11 protein-coding genes are annotated in these 17,907 nt (G+C 48.4%); 8 read left to right on the top strand and 3 right to left on the bottom strand.

Going from position 1 to position 17,907, the window contains the following annotated elements; genetic code table 11:
* Positions 1-68: 68 nt before the first annotated feature.
* On the bottom strand, positions 69-1,640 hold the full coding sequence (gene malX / locus ACLIIY_RS21505) for a maltose/glucose-specific PTS transporter subunit IIBC (RefSeq protein ID WP_005436347.1): 1,572 nt from the start codon (positions 1,638-1,640) through the stop codon (positions 69-71).
* Positions 1,641-1,877: 237 nt separating this feature from the next.
* On the opposite strand from malX, the gene malI reads away from it, so the two are divergent.
* Positions 1,878-2,900, top strand: coding sequence for a Mal regulon transcriptional regulator MalI (gene malI, locus ACLIIY_RS21500; protein ID WP_005453001.1), 1,023 nt, complete (start codon positions 1,878-1,880; stop codon positions 2,898-2,900).
* Here the strand turns inward: malI and ACLIIY_RS21495 are convergent.
* Both ACLIIY_RS21495 and ACLIIY_RS21490 read right to left on the bottom strand, forming a co-directional pair.
* Complete coding sequence (locus ACLIIY_RS21495) at positions 2,897-3,637, bottom strand: DeoR/GlpR family DNA-binding transcription regulator (RefSeq protein WP_005436345.1); 741 nt, start codon at positions 3,635-3,637, stop codon at positions 2,897-2,899. The two genes, malI and ACLIIY_RS21495, sit on opposite strands and share 4 nt — an antisense overlap.
* Before the next feature lie 91 nt (positions 3,638-3,728).
* On the bottom strand, positions 3,729-4,118 hold the full coding sequence (locus tag ACLIIY_RS21490) for a VOC family protein (protein ID WP_434529365.1): 390 nt from the start codon (positions 4,116-4,118) through the stop codon (positions 3,729-3,731).
* A 158-nt stretch (positions 4,119-4,276) separates the two neighbouring features.
* On the opposite strand from ACLIIY_RS21490, the gene ACLIIY_RS21485 reads away from it, so the two are divergent.
* The 7 genes from ACLIIY_RS21485 (at position 4,277) to ACLIIY_RS21455 (ending at position 17,848) form a co-directional block, all read left to right on the top strand.
* Positions 4,277-4,756: a peptide-methionine (S)-S-oxide reductase gene (locus ACLIIY_RS21485; protein ID WP_434529512.1), complete on the top strand. Its 480-nt coding sequence runs from the start codon at positions 4,277-4,279 to the stop codon at positions 4,754-4,756.
* 451 nt (positions 4,757-5,207) lie between these two features.
* Positions 5,208-5,648 (top strand): PTS sugar transporter subunit IIA, encoded by a 441-nt coding sequence (locus ACLIIY_RS21480; protein WP_005436338.1) that lies wholly within the window; start codon positions 5,208-5,210, stop codon positions 5,646-5,648.
* Between the two features lie 11 nt (positions 5,649-5,659).
* Complete coding sequence (locus ACLIIY_RS21475; RefSeq protein WP_274879275.1) at positions 5,660-7,060, top strand: fructose-specific PTS transporter subunit EIIC; 1,401 nt, start codon at positions 5,660-5,662, stop codon at positions 7,058-7,060.
* Positions 7,061-7,181: 121 nt separating this feature from the next.
* Positions 7,182-10,013: a GH92 family glycosyl hydrolase gene (locus ACLIIY_RS21470; protein ID WP_434529364.1), complete on the top strand. Its 2,832-nt coding sequence runs from the start codon at positions 7,182-7,184 to the stop codon at positions 10,011-10,013.
* 133 nt (positions 10,014-10,146) lie between these two features.
* A complete protein-coding gene (locus ACLIIY_RS21465; protein WP_434529363.1) occupies positions 10,147-12,567 on the top strand; it encodes a GH92 family glycosyl hydrolase in 2,421 nt (806 codons plus the stop codon).
* Positions 12,568-12,614: 47 nt separating this feature from the next.
* On the top strand, positions 12,615-15,320 hold the full coding sequence (locus ACLIIY_RS21460) for a GH92 family glycosyl hydrolase (RefSeq protein WP_434529362.1): 2,706 nt from the start codon (positions 12,615-12,617) through the stop codon (positions 15,318-15,320).
* Between the two features lie 71 nt (positions 15,321-15,391).
* Positions 15,392-17,848, top strand: coding sequence for a GH92 family glycosyl hydrolase (locus ACLIIY_RS21455; protein WP_434529361.1), 2,457 nt, complete (start codon positions 15,392-15,394; stop codon positions 17,846-17,848).
* The last annotated feature ends 59 nt before the right edge of the window (positions 17,849-17,907 follow it).

Genomic DNA, 17,907 nt, shown 5'->3' with positions numbered 1-17,907 from the left:
CTCGTCACAATCTCATTGGGGGGGAGGATGGAGATTGTGCCGAGGGGGAGCATCTATCAAGGCAGTGATTAGCTTGCAGACATGATGGCTTGCATTTCGTTCTTCACTAGGTGAACTTGTGTACCAATAACGACTTGCAGGTTGTGCTCATCAAGCTTCACTACGCCCAGCGCGCCGTTGGCTTTCAACTTAGCGTCGTCGACCAAACTCATGTCGTTAACAGACAAGCGAAGACGAGTGATGCAGTTATCTAGAGCCGTGATGTTCTCTTTGCCACCAAGAGCTGCCAGTACTGCGGCACCTTTGCCAGATTCGTTGATGAATGCGGCTTCAAGCTCTTTGTCCACTTCCGCCGTATCGACTTCACGACCTGGTGTTTTTAGGTTGAACTTAGTGATCGCAAACTTAAATACTGAGTAATAAACCACGAACCAAACACCCGCCACCAGCGGTACTAAGTACCATTTCGTTGCCGTGCCTTGCAGGATACCGAACACCAAGAAATCAATCAGGTTGCCGTCTGTGTTACCGATGGTGACATCAAGCAAACCCATGACCATAAAGCCCAGACCAGTCAGAATCGCATGGACGAAGTAAAGCACTGGCGCAACAAATAGGAACAAGAATTCAAGCGGCTCAGTGATACCACCTACCACACAAGCTACGACGCCAGAGATAAGCAGTGCTTTGATTTTTGAGCGGTTCTCAGGGCGAGCACAGTGGTACATAGCAAGAGCCGCACCCGGTAAACCGCCTAGGAAGGTTGGCATTTTACCTTGAGACAAGAATGCCGTGACTTCCGGAGTAAACGCCGTTGTGTCAGGACAAGACAATTCAGAGTAGAAGATGTTTAGTGCGCCAGACACGGTTTGACCACACACGTCCATAGTACCGCCTGCTTCAGTGAATCGAATCAGCGCAACTAAGATGTGGTGAAGACCGATTGGCAGCAACAAACGTTCGCCCGTACCAAACAGCATTGGACCGAAATCACCCGCGCCTTCAATCACATGACCGATACCATTGATGCCCGCAGCAAAGTAAGGCCATACGAATGGGATAAACACACCGACAACGCCCAGTACCAAGGCAGAAATGATTGGAACAAAACGAGCACCACCAAAGAACGCTAGCGCATCTGGCATTTTGAAGGTGTAAAAGCGCTGGTGAAGTTTCGCAACAATCACACCAACGATCACCGCGCCAAGGATACCAGTATCAATCGATTCAATGCCGATGATACTTTTCACACCATAGGCGGCACGTTCCGCTTCACTGTCTAGTACACCTGCGACGGTTAAGAAGAAGTTGATCGCAAGGTTGAACGCAGCATAGCCAACGAAACCCGCGAAACCTGCCACGCCTTTCTCTTCACGTGCTAACCCAAGCGGGATAGCAACGGCAAACATTACAGGCAAGTAAATGAATGCGACAAGACCGATTTTGGTCATCCACATAAACAGGTATTGCAGAGGGGTGTTGTCTAAAAATGGGATGGCTTCTTTGATAGCGGCGCTAGAAAACGAGCTGCCGACACCAAGAAGAATACCTGAGAATGCCAGCAGCGCGACTGGCAACATGAAGGTCTTGCCGAGGCTTTGCAAGAACTCCCACATGGTCGATTTATTGCTTTTAGACATAGTTTGTCTCCGGAAATTGAGAACTTGTAGGGCTCATACACATCACATTATGTGCGCATGAAGTGTTGTTTTTATGCACTCAATATACGCTGCCAAAAATTTTGATAAAACGTTTTACCAAAAATTCTGTGATCGAGTTAGATATCTTTTTCCACAAACTATGTAGGGCTTTTAAAATCAACCTAATAGGGTTACAGTTTGATGATAAAACGTTTTTCTAATCCATAAAGTGAATCTATGTCGTCAAAAAAAGTGACCATTACAGAAGTCGCTAAACATGCTGGCGTGTCAGTTACCACCGTCTCTATGGTGTTGGGGAATAAAGGGCGGATCTCTCCAGACACGATAGAAAAGGTCAACGCTGCGGTAGAAGAGCTCGGCTATATTCGTAACCGTGCCGCTGCCAACCTACGCTCCAATTCCAGTGAAATCATTGGACTGATCCTCAAAGACATCAGTGATCCCTATTACGCAGAAGTCGCGGCAGGATTGAGTGAAGAAATCGAGCAGCAAGGTTACATGCTGTTTCTGGCTCAAAGTGGGGATAGCCAAGAAAAGTTTGAGAAGTGTGTATTAACCATGGCACGCCAAGGCGTCGGTGGTATTGCATTTTGCCCGATTGGTGAAAGCCAGCAGTTCAACGTCGAAAACCTCAAGCAGCACAATCTGCCAATGGTCTGCATTTCACGCGCTTCGGTGGATAAGCAAATCGACTACGTGGGACCAGACAACATGTACGCCGCCAAGTTGGCGACGGAGCATCTGGTTAAGCAAGGTCATCGCAGAATTGCTTATGTCGGCGGCGCGAGCAGTTCTTTGTGCCGTGCTGAGCGTATTGGTGGGTATTGCTCAACTCTGATGCAGTTTGGTTTGCCTTTCAAACCAGAGTGGGTGGTCGAGTGTGAGAAAAGCCAAGCGTCTGCCGCTCAAACTGTGCAGCAATTGTTGTTGGAGCATCCACAGATTACTGCAGTCCTTTGTCACCATTCCTCGACGGCACTAGGCGCGGTTTATGGCATACATCGAGCAGGACGTTCCATCGGTAAAGATCAGTTTATCGGCGAGCAAGTATCGGTGATTGGTTTTGATGACGTTGAAGAAGCAGAGTTAATTGAACCACCGCTCACCTTCGTTAATTCCAATGCACGAGAGATGGGAAGACAAGCAGCAAAACGATTGATCAATCAACTGAAGCAAGAAGACAGCGAGCCTTACAGCTTGATCCTGCCTCCTAAACTCATTGTTCGTGAGTCGGCTTAACCCAACACCACTTCCACGCCTTGCTTTCTCAGTTGTTCGAGGTCGCTTTTCGGAGCGGCTTCGTCGGTTAACAACACCGAGATTTCACTCGTTTTACCAATCGAAGATGGGTAGATTTGCCCAAACTTACTTGAGTCCGTCAGCACGATGTTACGACGCTTTTTCGCAATGATGGTTTCGGCGATTTCTGCGCGCATCATGTCTCGGCTAGTAAAGCCTGTGTCTTGATGGAAACCGTCAATACCCAAAAAAGCCGTGCTGAAATGAATGTTCTCAATACACAGCTTAGTCAGCGGTCCAACCAAACTCTCGCCTTGATGCTGATACACACCACCAAGCAAGATGATGTTGGCAGAAGTGTTGCGGATGAGATGGGCAATGTACGCCGATGGGGTAATGATGGTGACGTCACCACGTTCAGCCAATGTGCGAGCCAAGAGCGCATTAGCACTGCCGCCTTCGATTAACACGGTTTCGTTTGGTGATACCAAATCTGCCGCTTTGTTGGCTAACGCTTGTTTGATGTCGAAGCGCACTTCGAGTCGCGTATCAATATCGTCACTTTGTAGCGCCGTCGCAGCGCCATGAACACGCTTCAAGTAGCCTTGTTGCTCAAGGAAATTCAAATCCTGCCTGATGGTCACGCCCGACACGCCAATGATGTCAGAAAGCTCCGTCACTTGAACGCGTTTGCGGTCATTAACCAATTGCAGGATTTCGTTTTGTCTTGAGTTCACAGGCTCGCTCCTTATAGATGAGCTTGCAGTATACGCCCGAACACTTTCATATGAAAGCAGCCTGTGAACGATAGAAATAAGCTAAGTCGCGTTACACCGTAAGCTCAAGACGGTTGCCATCCGGATCTAAGATGCAACTTTCGTAGTAACCATCACCTGTTTGTCTCGGACCGTCGATCCATTGGTAGCCATCATCCACTAAGGTTTTGGTCAATTGATCCACTGCCTGCTCTGATCCTAGAGAAAAGGCAAAGTGTGCCAACCCTGTTACCTGCATCGCATGAGATTTTTCACATGCGGTCACACTTTCCATCGACATTAACTCCAGTCGTGCACCACTTTCAAACGAAAGAAAGTAAGATGAAAACTGTTTAGTTGGGTTGTGGTATTTGTCGTTAGACACCGCGTTAAAGTATTTCTCATAGAAGGCTTTAAGCTCTTCCAAACATTCAGTCCAAATCGCGATATGTTCAATTTTCATTAGGATTCCCCCTAGCTCTTAACTGCGTTCAATCTAACGAGGAAAAGCAGCACAAAAAAGAGAGCAAATCACCACCGAGTTGTTCCTGTTTTATGGTTGGAGTTGTGTTTGAGTGAAAGTGATGCCCATAATGGCGCAAAGATTTTCAGGACAGAATGATGGAAGAAATTTACTTCGCAGGCGGCTGCCTTTGGGGCGTTCAAGAATTTATGCGCCACCTTCCGGGCGTAATTAGCACCGAAGCAGGACGAGCAAATGGCTCAACGGACAACACTCAAACCGAATACGATGGCTACGCGGAATGCGTGAAAACCCAGTTCGACCCTGAACAAGTGTCGGTTGAAACTTTAATGGGGTATCTGTTTGAGATCATCGACCCGCACAGTGTTAACAAGCAAGGTGAGGACGTAGGTGAAAAGTACCGTACTGGTGTCTATAGCCAAAACGAACAACACCTAGCGATTGCTAAAGCGTTTATCGCAGCAAGACCAGATGCCGAAAAGATCGCCGTAGAAGTGCTGCCGCTTACAAACTATGTACCAAGTGATGATGAGCACCAAGACAGACTCACGCGCTTTCCAAATGACTACTGCCATATCCCGTTAGATTTGCTGCACAAGTACAAGAATCCGTCTTAATGGATTAGCCAAATCCAGCGTACCAACCCCTCCTAACCTCCCCTTGGCTTCAGATTCGGAGCTTACATTCGCCAATGTGTATCAAGGGGAGGAACTAGCTGAGCTCACTATCAGCTCTCCTAAGCGCTTTATTTCTTTTCTCAAAGAGACAGAAAATTACGTTAATAAAAGGGTTATTAGAGTGCCTTTAGCACAAAGCCTCTTTTTTATAGCAAAATTGAACCATATTTGATTCCCTTCTCGTTTATTTTCAAGCTTCATTATTAATTTCAAAATAAATGGAATATAAGTCACAATACTAATTCCCTTCTAGCTCATTGATATTAATGACTTCTATCACACTTAGCTCTCAGTGATACAAAAATATAGTTATTGGATTTTTTTTACTATTTCAGAAAACCGTAACATTAATTAAATTTGCCTCATTACTTCAGTACCAATGAGTCAAAAAATGATTACAGAACTAACAAACGTCAATTTAATTAAAGGCAACCTTCAAGCAAATAATAAAAAAGAAGTCTTTGAAGAGCTAGCGCAAATGCTATTCGAAAATAATCGAATCAGCAGCAAAGAGGCTTTTTTAACCGACATCGAAGCGCGTGAAGCATTAAGCGTAACTTCAATGGACGGCATCGCTTACCCACACGCAAAAAGCAAAGCGGTTACAGAGCCTGCAATCGCTGTTGGCGTAAAGCGCGAAGGCATCGAGTATGGCGACGAAGAGGGAGTCAAGCCGACTGTATTCTTCATGATTGCCTCACCAGATAACGGTGCCGACCACCATATTTATGTTCTTCAAGAATTATTCGGTAAATTTAGCGAAGAGTTTATTGAAGATATTCATAACGCAAAAGACGAAAACCAAATACTAAATATTTTAATTAATTCATAAGGCGTGAAATTATGAGTACAATCACAGCTCAAGCTAGTAATAATAGCGATTTCAAAAAAATCCTAAGTACCATGAAAGGTCACCTTTTATTCGGTACTTCTCACATGCTTCCATTTATCGTTGCGGGTGGTGTACTACTGGCGCTAGCGGTAATGGCATCAGGTAAAGGTGCGGTTCCTGCGGACGGTTTATTGGCTGATATTTCTAATATCGGTATTAAAGGTCTGGTGCTGTTCCCAATTATTCTTGGTGGCTTCATCGGTTACTCAATTGCAGACAAACCAGCTCTAGCACCAGCGATGATCTCTTCTGGCATCATGGCTGACATGGGCGGCGGCTTCCTTGGTTGTATCGTAGCGGGCTTCATCGCAGGTGGTGTGGTATTCCAACTTAAGAAGATCCCTCTTTCTGCTAACATGACTGCGTTGGGCGCTTACTTCATCTACCCTCTACTAGGTACGCTTATCTCTGCAGGTATCGTTCTATGGGGTATCGGTGAGCCAATCAAGATCTTCATGGCGTCTATGAACGAATTCCTAGCTTCTATGGCTGGCGCTTCTAAAGTGGTTCTAGGTACGATTCTTGGTGGTATGACTGCATTCGATATGGGCGGTCCAATCAACAAAGTAGCAACGCTATTCGCTCAAACTCAAGTTGATACTCAACCATGGCTAATGGGTGGTGTTGGTATCGCAATCTGTACGCCTCCTCTAGGTATGGCACTAGCAACATTCCTATTCAAGAAGAAGTTCACTAAGCAAGAACAAGAAGCAGGTAAAGCAGCAGCAATCATGGGTTCTATCGGTATCTCTGAAGGTGCTATCCCATTCGCAGCAAACGACCCTGTACGCGTTCTTCCTTCAATCGTTGCTGGTGGTATCGTTGGCTGTGTGTTCGGCTTCCTAACAGACGTACTACTACACGCACCATGGGGCGGTCTAATCACAGCTCCTGTATCAAGCAACATCCCAATGTACGTTGTGGGTATCGCACTAGGCTCACTAACAACAGCAGTTATCGTTGGCTTCTGGAAACCAGTTGCTGAAGAAGAAGCAGAAGACGAAATCGTTGAAGCAGCACCTGCACAAGCTCAAGCGGCTCCAGCTGCAGGCGAAGGCGAGTACGACATCGTAGCAGTAACATGTTGCCCATCTGGCGTAGCACACACATTCATGGCAGCGAAAGCACTAGAGAAAGCAGGTGCAGCAGCTGGTCTGAAAATCAAAGTAGAAACTCAAGGTCAAAACGGTATCCAGAACCGCATCACTGACCTAGATGTAGCAAACGCGAAGCTGGTTATTCTAGCTCACGATATCCAAGTAAAAGACGCTCACCGCTTTACAAAAGCAAACGTTGTTGAGTGTTCAACGAAAGAAGCGATGCGTAACGCAGCGACTCTTGTGAAAGCTTAAACCTTAAGCTCCTCCCCCTAAGAGCCCTTTCCCCCAAAGGGCTCTATTTCAAGTTTTTAAGTTTTAGTAATACCCCTGATTTTTTTAATTATATAACCCTATAATTTACAAGGCTTTAAAAATGAAATTCAAACCTTCCCTACTCGCTTGCGCAGTTCTCAGTGGCCTAGTCGGTCTGACTGGCTGTAACGACGACACAACCAACATTTATGAAGGCGGTGACACCAACCCTGCACTGCCGGATATTCCTGACGGCGGCAAGCCAGTATGTCCTCCAGTTGGCGATGGCGACTGTGATGACAAGCCAAACCCAGAAACACCTGAAATCGACATGGGCGTTCACATTCCGGTAGATTTCGCCGATATGGACGTAACACGCTACGTCAACCCATTCATCGGCACAGGTAACCTAGGCAACACCTACCCTGGTGCAACCACACCACACGGCATGGTGCAGCTTTCTCCAAACAACGGTTCTAACGGCTGGGAATACATTTCAGGCTACTACTACCACGACGCACGTACTTCCGGTTTCTCTCATACCCACCTTTCCGGAGCAGGTGCTGGCGACTTGAACGACATTCTCGTCATGCCAATCAACTCCCGTTCGGATTACATGATTGATGAAGGTTCGGCAACGCTAAACCTAGAAGCGTCTCGCTACCAACATCGTGACGAGCAAGCGACGGCAGGCTACTACAAAGTCGATCTATTGGATTACGACATCAAAGCAGAATTGACGGCGTCTGATCGCGTTGGTGTACACCGCTACACCTTCCCTCGTGATGAGAAGTCAGAAATCATCGTGAACACTGGCTTCAAAATTAACTGGGACTACACCTCAGATTCTTACTTGAAATGGGACAAAGACAATAACCGTCTTGAAGGTCACCGTTTCTCAGATGGTTGGGCACCAAGCCAAAAAGAATTCTTCGTGATGGAATTCGACCAACCAATCAAAAACGTTCGCTTTGCTTACTACGATAAAGAGCAAGGTCGTTACATGGACGTGCCAGAAGGCATTACAGAAATCGGAAACGAAACACGCGGCAAGTACCAATACGCGCGCGCTTACGTTGAGTTCGATACATCCAAAGACGGCTTAACGGTTGAAGCGAAATTGGCACTATCAAACGTTGAGATTGGCGAGAATGGCAAATCAGGTGCTTCTCTTAACATGACAGAAGTTGCTGGCATGAACTTCGACCAAGTACGCGAAGCGGCAACGAAGAAATGGGAAGACGAACTCGGCAAGATCCAAGTCTCTGGCGACGAGGATTACAAACAGACATTCTACACCGCGATGTACCACTCGTACCTAGGTCAAACCATTCACTCTGACTTAGATGGTCGCTACCGCCAAGTTCACCAAGGTCGTAACGCTTACCCAGATGGCAACACACCTTGGGGCGATAAGATTGATACGCTGAAAGAGTCAATCCGCACTGCCGATGCTAACAAAGATGGCAAAGCAGACTTCACGCGCTACGACACTTTCTCGTTGTGGGATACCTACCGTGCAGTTCAACCGCTATCTTCGATTCTTGAGCCAGACCGCTTAGCCGACGTGGTGCTGTCTATGCTGTCTTACGCTGAAGAAGAATGGGTGGATGACAAAGGCAACGTGCGCAAAGGTCGCCTGCCTGAGTGGACATTCAAAGGCAACGAAACAGGCATGATGATGGGCATGCACTCAACGCCTGTGATTCACGATGTGTTGTCGAAAGGCTCACTAGAAAAACGCATGATCGATCTTGGCTTTACAGAAGCAGAGCGCAAAGACGTGAAAGAGCGCTTGGTTGAAGCGATGATCACTGACGCGCGCGCCGCAACGAGCCAAGGCGTAGCATGGATCAAAGAGTACGAAGAACAAGGTTACGTGCCAGCGCAATTGCACGACACTCCACCAGATTCTTACGGCGGTCACTCACCATTTAAAGACTCTTGGACAGCATCTTACTCGCTTGAATACTCAATGAACGACTGGGCAATCGCGCAATCGATCAAAGAAGTATTTGGTGAAGAAGATCCACGCTACACCGAGTTCGCTAACCGTTCTAAAAACTGGCAAGCGCAATTCGACTTCGGTGGTAAGCAATACCAAGGTTGGTTCAAAGCCCGTGACTACGATGGCGAGTTTATCGATGCAGGTTGGGTAGACCCAATCACTGGTCGCGCGGTCGGTAAAGACTGGCGTCCAGACATGTTCAACTGGGCATTCTCTGAGTCTAACGGGTGGCAATACTCGTTCAGTGTTCAGCACGACATTCATGGCTTGATTGACCTGATGACACGCTTCGACAAGACACAAAACCCTGAAGCAGAACGCGGTGACTTGTTCGCAGCGCGCTTGGATGAGTACTGGTCAACCTACCCAGACCGCAACGCAGGCGACAACCAATTCCCAGTGTTCAACACAGGTAACGTTGGTCAGCACGTTCAAGGTAACGAACCAGATATCCACGTTCCGTACTTGTACAACTACGTAGGTCAACCTTGGAAAGGTCAGGCAGCCATCGCCGCAGCCACCAACATTTGCTACAAGAACACCGCTGACGGCATTTGTGGTAACGACGACTTCGGTACGCTCTCTGCGTGGTTCGTGTTCCGTGCACTTGGCTTCTACCCAGTGAACGCTTCTTCTGGCATCTACGAAATCGGTACTCCGCTGTTCGAAAGCGCGTCTATCGACGTAGGCAACAACCAGAAGTTCACGGTGACCGCGAAGAACGTTAGCCGCGAAAACATCTTCATTCAATCGGCTCGCTACAACGGCAAAGACTTCAACCGCACTTACCTGACTCATGACGAAATCATGTACGGCGGTGAGTTGGAGTTCGTGATGGGCGACAAACCAAATCAACGTTGGGGCTCTCTAGAGCGGGATCTTCCACCAGCACAAGGCATCGGTGAGTTCTTACATGAAGACGAGATGCCAGCAGGTTCTCGTTAATCCCAATAGTGACAACTCAGCCGGGGGAGCGCATCTCCCGGCTACCCCTACAAGCAAATTTTATAAGCAGTCCTTCATAAGCAGTCTCTTATAAACACTTTTTATATACGAATAACGACAAAACGGTATGCACATGTTTAAACGTAATCTTATCTCTTTGGCTATCCTGGTTGGTCTGACGGGTGGCTTGGCTGGCTGTAACAGCGACAACGATTCTTCCTCTTCACTGCCTGGCGATCCAATTGTTGATCTTGTGGTGTTGAAATACGTCGATCCAATGATCGGCACAGCAGCTTCAGGTCATACGTTCCCGGGCGCGACGGTACCGGCAGGTATGGTTCAGCTGTCTCCAGATACTTTCATCGGTTCTAACACAGACCATGAATCAGGACTTAACCCTTGGCACTCGGCATCTGGCTACTGGGATTCATCCAACTACGAAACTGGCGAAGTGGTTAACACTGACGTTCCTCTGTACGGCTTCTCACATACTCACCTTTCAGGTACAGGCGCAACGGACTTAGGCGACATCTTGGTTCTGCCATACGCAGACATGGCGAACACACAACTGAACTCTTTCGACAAAGCCAATGAAGAAGCAAGCGCAGGCTACTACAAAACCAAGCTAAACCAAGGTCAAATCGAAGTAGAACTGAGCGCAACCAAACGCGTTGGTTTGCACAAATACACCTTTGCTGATGGCGCTGACCGTAACGTGAAGTTCGATTTAGGTCATACCCTAATGAACAACAACGGCAAGTCTTTGAAGAACAAAGTAGAAGTGGTGGATGAATACACCATTCGCGGTCGTAAAACCTCAACAGGCTGGTTCCAAGGGCAAGATCACCAAGGTCAAGACATCTTCTTCTACGCGAAATTCAACCAACCAATCGCCAAAGCACTGTTGGGCGAACAAGATCTAGAACCAACGCGCGAAATGCGTAGTGGTGCGGTTTACTCAGGCGATGATCTGACGGCTTACCTAAACTTCGGCACTGGCGAAGAACCAATTGAAATCCGCGTCGGTATCTCCCCAGTTAACTGGCAAGGCGCACAGAAAAACTTAGAAGCGGAAGCACCAAGTTTCGACCTAGCACAAGTAAAAGAAGACGCGGAATACGCGTGGGCTGAGAAGCTAGCAAAAATCAAAGTAGAAGGCGGCACTGACGCAGAGAAAACCAACTTCTACACCGGCATGTACCACATGATGATCGCGCCAATCGAGTTCTACGATGTGGATGGTCAATACGTGGATATGCTTGGCACGGTGCGCACACTGAAAGATGGCGACACACCAAACTACTCGATTTACTCAACGTGGGATACGTTCCGCGCGGTTCACCCAATGTGGACCATCATCGACCCAGACCAAGCAACGCTATACGTGAAAGACTTGATTCGTAAATCCAACGACGAGTTTGGTTTATTGCCGAAATGGGAAGGTCACGGTTCAGAAACCGGCACCATGATCGGCTACCCATCGGCAGCGATTCTGGGCGATGCGGTAACCAAAGGCTTGATTGATGCAGAGCAGGCTTACACGGCGTCGGTGAAATCAGCGCGTTACACACCGCATGAGTACCCACAGATTCATGATGACATCCTAAGCTCACTCATGGCAGGTCAGTTGAACTACCACGAGAAAGAACAGTGTGTTCGTTACCCGAACTGGAACTCAGTATCGTACTCGTTGGAATTCTCATTCTACGATTGGACGATCGCAGAAATGGCGAAAGCTGCTGGCGATATGGACGCGTATGAAGAGTTCAAAGCTCGTTCTTACAACTCTTTGAAACACTGGGATGCAGAAGCAGGTAACGCAGACGGCACGGGCTTCTTTGTACCGACAGAACTAAAAGAAGGCGACCCATGTGCACTGAAATACGCTTCAACTGACTTCGACCCTTACAAGTCTGACGCGTTCTACTACACAGAAGGTAACGCGTGGCAATGGCAATGGGCGTTCATGCAAGACTTGGACAAGCTGACTGAAATCATGGGCGGCACGCAAGGTCTGAACGACAAGCTGAACAACCTATTTACCGCCGATCCAAATGGCGGCGAAGCGCACCAAGACATGACAGGCTACATCGGTCAGTACATTCACGGTAATGAGCCTTCGCACCACGTCATCTACTTGTACAACCGTACTGAAGAATCTTACAAGGCGCAGGAATACCTAGACCAAGTTTACGACCAGTTCTACAAACCGACGCCAGACGGCATCATCGGTAACGAGGACGTAGGTCAAATGTCGGCGTGGTACTTGATGTCAGCACTGGGCTTCTACCAAATCTCGCCAACCGATCCAACCTACAGCATCGGTCGTCCAATCTTCGACAAAGCGACGGTAGACATTGGCTCTGGCACCTTCACGGTAACGGCTGAGAACAACGGTCCAGACAACATGTACATCAAAGAAGTAACCATCAACGGTAAGCCTCTGGATGTGTACAACACCTTCCAGCACAGCGAATTCAAAGCAGGCGGCGAACTGCACTTCGTGATGACAGCTGACAAGTCTGAAGCAATGCAAGCCAACCTTGGCGAATAATGATTTTGAGGGGACCTCGTGTCCCCTTTTCTCGTGGAATAAAAACAATGAAACTAAAAAGAACCCTACTCTCTACTGCAGTGTTAACCGCCATGTTTGGTCTTGCTGGTTGTGGCAGCGACTCTGATCCAGAAACTCCAGTTATCTCTACCCCTACTTTGGAATTCGTTGATACCTTGATCGGCACTAAAGGTCTTGGCAACGTTAACCCTTCTCCAGTTATGCCAGAAGGTATGATTCAACCGTCACCAGATAACTTCGATCCAAACGGTTGGAATGGCAAAGGCTCACCTGTCGAATACGATCCTGTGCACAGCCTGCTTTCTGGCTTCTCAATGACTCACATTTCTGGCGCAGGTAAAGGCGACCTAAACGACTTCGCTTTCTTGCCATACACAGGCTTCAATACCGATGCCGTAACCATGGATAAAAGCTCGGAAGTGGCAGAGGTTGGTTACTACTCGGTTGATCTTGTAGAAACCGGCGTAAAAGCTGAGCTGTCGGCGACCGACCGCGTGGCATTCCAACGTTACACCTTTAAGCCGGGTGAAGATCGCAAAGTGCGTATCGACCTGCAACACGAACTGTTGGAGCAATACGGCAACCACTCTCGCAGCATCTACTACAAACGCGTTAACGACACTACCGTCGTAGGCGCGCGTACCTCAAACGAATGGGGTCAATGGCAAACCGTATTCTTCGCGGCAGAATTCTCTGATCCAATCATTGAAGAGAACCTGTACACCAAGCTGGCTTCTGAGAGCAAACTGACTCCAACTGACGCTACCGAAGTCGGCTTAGAAGATTACCGCGGCTACGCAGAGCACAAACCAATGCCGGGCGAACCAGAACCTGATCCAGAACGTTTGGCAAAACGCGCAAACGATGTCCTAACGCATTTGAACTTTGGCAAGAGCGATGAGCCATTGGTGGTCAAAGTAGCGATTTCTGGCACTGGCGTTGACGGCGCACTGAAAAACCTAGAAGCAGACACTAACGGCTGGGACTTCGACAACGTCGTACAACAAAACCGCGTGGCTTGGGAAAACATCCTTGGCGAGTTTGAACTGGAAGGTGGCAACAAAGCCGACAAAACCATGTTCTACACCTCGCTCTACCGTACGTTTGTTGCTCCATTCCTATACCAAGACGTGGATGGCAAATACCGTGGCATGGATGGCAAAGTGCACCAAGCAGAAGATGGCTTAGTGAACTACTCGGTATACTCAATGTGGGATACCTTCCGCGCCGCACACCCACTGAAAACCATCATCGATAAAGACCGCGCAATTGAACACGCACGCGATCTATTGAACAAATACCAAACGGGCGGCGTACTACCAAAATGGGAACTGCACTCGGATTACACCGGTGAAATGGTCGGTCATCCTGCGGTTTCGGTTATCGCCGATATCATGGTCAAACACCCGGAAGCCTTTAGCGCTGCTGAGTTTGATTTGGCACTGAAAGCGGCTGACGAAACAGTCAACTTCAACCTTGATAAAACAGAGAGCTGGGTGCCTTACCAAGATGCTTGGAACGGTGACAAACGCTTCACGGTCATGACTCGTCATAACGACTACCAAGAAGACGTCGGCTTTATTCCAGCCAATACCAAATGGGCGCCGGATTCTGGCGACAAACCGGGTTACGTGGAAGGCTTAAAAGTCGATAAATACGACGAGCTCGTGAACGAGTCGGTGTCTTACGGTCTTGAGAATGCTTACTACGACTGGTGTATCGCCCAGATCGCTAAACTTGCAGGCAACGACCAGCAGTACGACCGCTACATGGCGCGCTCAGAATCGTTCAAGAACTACTTCGATTACAACCCAGAGCAATACGGCAAACTGCAAGACACCAAAGGCAACGCATTGGGTGCAACGGGCTTTATGCGTCCGGCTTACATGAACAGCGGCAGCAAGGTTTGGGCAAACAACCTGAAAGCCGAATGTTTGGACGAGAACATGGCGCTGTCTATCCCAGACGGTATGGACTACAACGCCTGTAAAGACCGCAAAGCACTCAACGAAAGTGACGTTTTCTGGCCTTACCGTGCTGAGCACCGTGGTGAAGACTTTACTGAAGGCAATACATGGCAATGGACATGGTTTGCACCACACAACTTGAACGGTCTAGCCAACGTGATGGGTGGCGAGCACATCGACCGTACTGACTTCTCTCTTCCAGAAGACGTAACCGAACAAGGCAAAGCGGCATTCTTAGCCAACTTGAATGCGCTGTTTAATGCGGACTCCAACGCCGATACGAGCCAATCACACGATATGTCGGGCTACATCGGTCAGTTCGTGATGGGTAACGAGCCTGATCACCACGTGCCTTACCTCTACAACTGGACGGCTGAGCCTTGGAAGACACAAGAAATTGTCGATCAAGCGATGAACGAGTTCTACCACCCAACGCATGAAGGTCTGATTGGTAACGAAGACGTCGGTCAGATGTCGGCGTGGTATGTGATGTCTGCATTGGGCTTCTACCAAGTCACACCGGGCGAAGCAAGCTACACCATCGGTCGCCCTCTGTTCGACAAAGCCGTGATTCCAGTCGCGGACGGTAAATTCACCATCACCTCAGAAAACAACAGCCAAGAGAGCATCTACGTGAAGTCGGTGACCATCAACGGCAAACAATTGAGTAACAACTTCAGCTTCGCGCACAGCGATTTGAAAGACGGTGGTGAGCTGCATTTCGTCATGACTTCAGACAAATCTGAAGCGATGAAAGCGCAATAACCGACACCTATCCAAATAACGAAAGGGGGCATCGAGCCCCCTAAAAACTTCACTTCAGTGGAACCATAAAAATGAAACTAAATAGAACCCTTATCTCTACCGCTATACTCGCTGCCATGTTTGGTCTTGCTGGTTGTAACAGCGATGACGACAACAGCAAATCTGGAACACCATCCCTCGACACCACGCTAACCCAATACGTCAATCCATTGATTGGTACAGGCGCAGATGGTCACACCTTCCCAGGGGCGGTTGTGCCTTATGGTTTGGTACAACTTTCTCCTGATACCGAAATGGAAGGTTGGGGCTCTGCCGCCGGTTACTTCGACCACGGCAAGCTGACTGAAATCCCAGTGTATGGTTTTTCCCACACTCACCTTTCTGGCACAGGCATTACCGACCTTGGTGACATCTTAGTTCTGCCTTTCACCAAGAAAGAAAACGCCGTTTTCAACACCTTCGATAAAGACAACGAAACCGCAGAAGCGGGCTACTACGCGGTTGAACTGAACAAAGGCGAGATCAAAGCTGAGCTAACTACCACGCAACGTGTTGGCTTCCACCGCTACACCTTCAAAGAAGGCACTACGCCACACATCAAGTTCGATTTAGACCACACTCTCAACAAAGGTCACTTCAACAACCGCACCATGAAGGGTGATTTGGAGTTCATCGACGCTTACACCATTCGCGGTTTACGTAGTTCGAACGGTTGGGCGAACAACCAACACGTCTACTTCTACGCCACCTTCAACCAGCCTATTGTCAAAGCCATCGCTTTAGTTGACGGCGCAGAAACGGAAATCGATGTAAACAACGACAACATCGACGCAGTGAAAACCATCGCTTACCTAGAATTCGCACCATCATCAACACCGCTAGAAATCCAAGTAGGCTTGTCACCAACAGGCACAGAAGGAGCGGAGAAAAACCTAGAAGCAGAAGCGAAAGACGTGTCATTTGATACTGCACGTGCTCAAGCCAACGACGCATGGCACCAAGAGCTTAGCCGCATGATGGTATGTGGCGGCACGGAAGATCAGAAAGAGATCTTCTACACCGCGCTTTACCACGCTTCTATCGCGCCAATGATTTTCCAAGATGTCGACGGTCAATACCCTGCGATGCGTACTCGCATTCAAAAAGACGCGGGCGACACACCAAACTACTCTGTGTACTCCATGTGGGATACCTTCCGCGCTGCGCATCCACTGAAAACCATCATCGACCCAGAACGTGCCGAAGAGTTTGCCAACGACCTGATTCGTAAATACGAAGACGGTGGCATCTTGCCGAAATGGGAGCTGCACAGCCACTACACGGGCACTATGATCGGCTTCCCTGCGGTCTCTATCATTGCTGACGCGATGGCAAAAGGCTTAGACATCGACCCACAACTTGCCAAAGAAGCGGCTGAATTTACGGTGCGTTACCACGAGGCGTCTGAATTCCCAGATTGGACGGAAGACAACAACATCGGCGCAGCAAACGTTGTGCAAGTGAAGGTGTACGAAGAAAACGGCTTTGTTCATCACGGCTACTGGAACAGTGCCTCTTACACGCTTGAGTTTGCTTATGGCGACTGGGCAATGGCAGAAATCGCGCGCATGGCTGGCGATGTAAAACTGCAAGAAGAGTTTATGACTCGTGCCGACAACTGGCTCAACCATTGGGATGCAGAGACGGGCTTCTTACGTCCGAAAAACCACCCGCTAAGCTCATCACCAAACAAACCGCCTTTGGAGTTCAACCAACCAATTGATGAAGAGCGTTTGGATGAGTGTGAAATGGTTGAGTGGCCAGAAGGCTCTGGCGTGATGAAAGAGAAATGCCCGCTGCTGCCATTCGACCCTTACTACGTGGATGAGTTTGCCTACACCGAAGGGAACGCGTGGCAATGGAAGTTCCAACCAATGCACGATTTCAACCGTCTGAAACAAGAAATCTACCAAGCCGACTTGGCGCAAGGCAAAGACACCACACCTGAGAAAGCGTTCCGTGAAGATTTGGACGAGCTATTCAATGCGCGTTCTTCAAACACAGGCGAAGAGCTACCAGACCTAACGGGTTACATCGGTCAGTACATGCACGGTAACGAGCCATCGCACCACATTCCTTACCTATACGCGCTAACGGATGAGCCATGGAAAGCGCAAGAGTACCTAGACCGCATCATGTCAGAGATGTACACCAGCGAACCAACTGGTTTGATTGGTAACGAAGACGTAGGTCAGATGAGCTCTTGGTACTTGATGTCGGCAATGGGCTTCTACCAAGTGACGCCTGCAGATCCGGTCTACACCATCGGTCGCCCTATGTTTGATGAAATCACTATTCCAGTGGAAGGCGGCGAGTTCACAGTCATCGCAGACAACAACAGCCCACACAACAAGTACGTGAAGTCTGTAACCATCAACGGCAAACCACTAGATGCCAACTTCACCTTCAAACACAGTGAAATCAAAGCGGGCGGCGAGCTTCACTTCGTCATGACGGGTGACAAGCAAGAAGCGCTTCAAGCTCAGTAACGTTTTATGTAATTCGTGTTTAAAGAATAAGCAGATAGATTAACTCAGTGGCAGGAAGT

The organism is Vibrio sp. K4 (assembly GCF_051122595.1).
GTDB classification, from domain to species: Bacteria; Pseudomonadota; Gammaproteobacteria; order Enterobacterales; family Vibrionaceae; genus Vibrio; species Vibrio owensii.
The sequence above is the reverse complement of the archived record's forward strand: the minus strand, read 5'-3'. Positions and strand labels throughout refer to the sequence as shown.

What these genes read in the sequence shown, in the direction of transcription:
- ACLIIY_RS21455 (WP_434529361.1), top strand. Translation starts at nt 15,392, where the DNA reads ATGAAACTAAATAGAACCCTTATCTCTACCGCTATACTCGCTGCCATG.
- ACLIIY_RS21485 (WP_434529512.1), top strand. Translation starts at nt 4,277, where the DNA reads ATGGAAGAAATTTACTTCGCAGGCGGCTGCCTTTGGGGCGTTCAAGAA.
- ACLIIY_RS21475 (WP_274879275.1), top strand. Translation starts at nt 5,660, where the DNA reads ATGAGTACAATCACAGCTCAAGCTAGTAATAATAGCGATTTCAAAAAA.
- malX (WP_005436347.1), bottom strand. Translation starts at nt 1,640, where the DNA reads ATGTCTAAAAGCAATAAATCGACCATGTGGGAGTTCTTGCAAAGCCTC.
- malI (WP_005453001.1), top strand. Translation starts at nt 1,878, where the DNA reads ATGTCGTCAAAAAAAGTGACCATTACAGAAGTCGCTAAACATGCTGGC.
- ACLIIY_RS21460 (WP_434529362.1), top strand. Translation starts at nt 12,615, where the DNA reads ATGAAACTAAAAAGAACCCTACTCTCTACTGCAGTGTTAACCGCCATG.
- ACLIIY_RS21490 (WP_434529365.1), bottom strand. Translation starts at nt 4,118, where the DNA reads ATGAAAATTGAACATATCGCGATTTGGACTGAATGTTTGGAAGAGCTT.
- ACLIIY_RS21470 (WP_434529364.1), top strand. Translation starts at nt 7,182, where the DNA reads ATGAAATTCAAACCTTCCCTACTCGCTTGCGCAGTTCTCAGTGGCCTA.
- ACLIIY_RS21480 (WP_005436338.1), top strand. Translation starts at nt 5,208, where the DNA reads ATGATTACAGAACTAACAAACGTCAATTTAATTAAAGGCAACCTTCAA.
- ACLIIY_RS21465 (WP_434529363.1), top strand. Translation starts at nt 10,147, where the DNA reads ATGTTTAAACGTAATCTTATCTCTTTGGCTATCCTGGTTGGTCTGACG.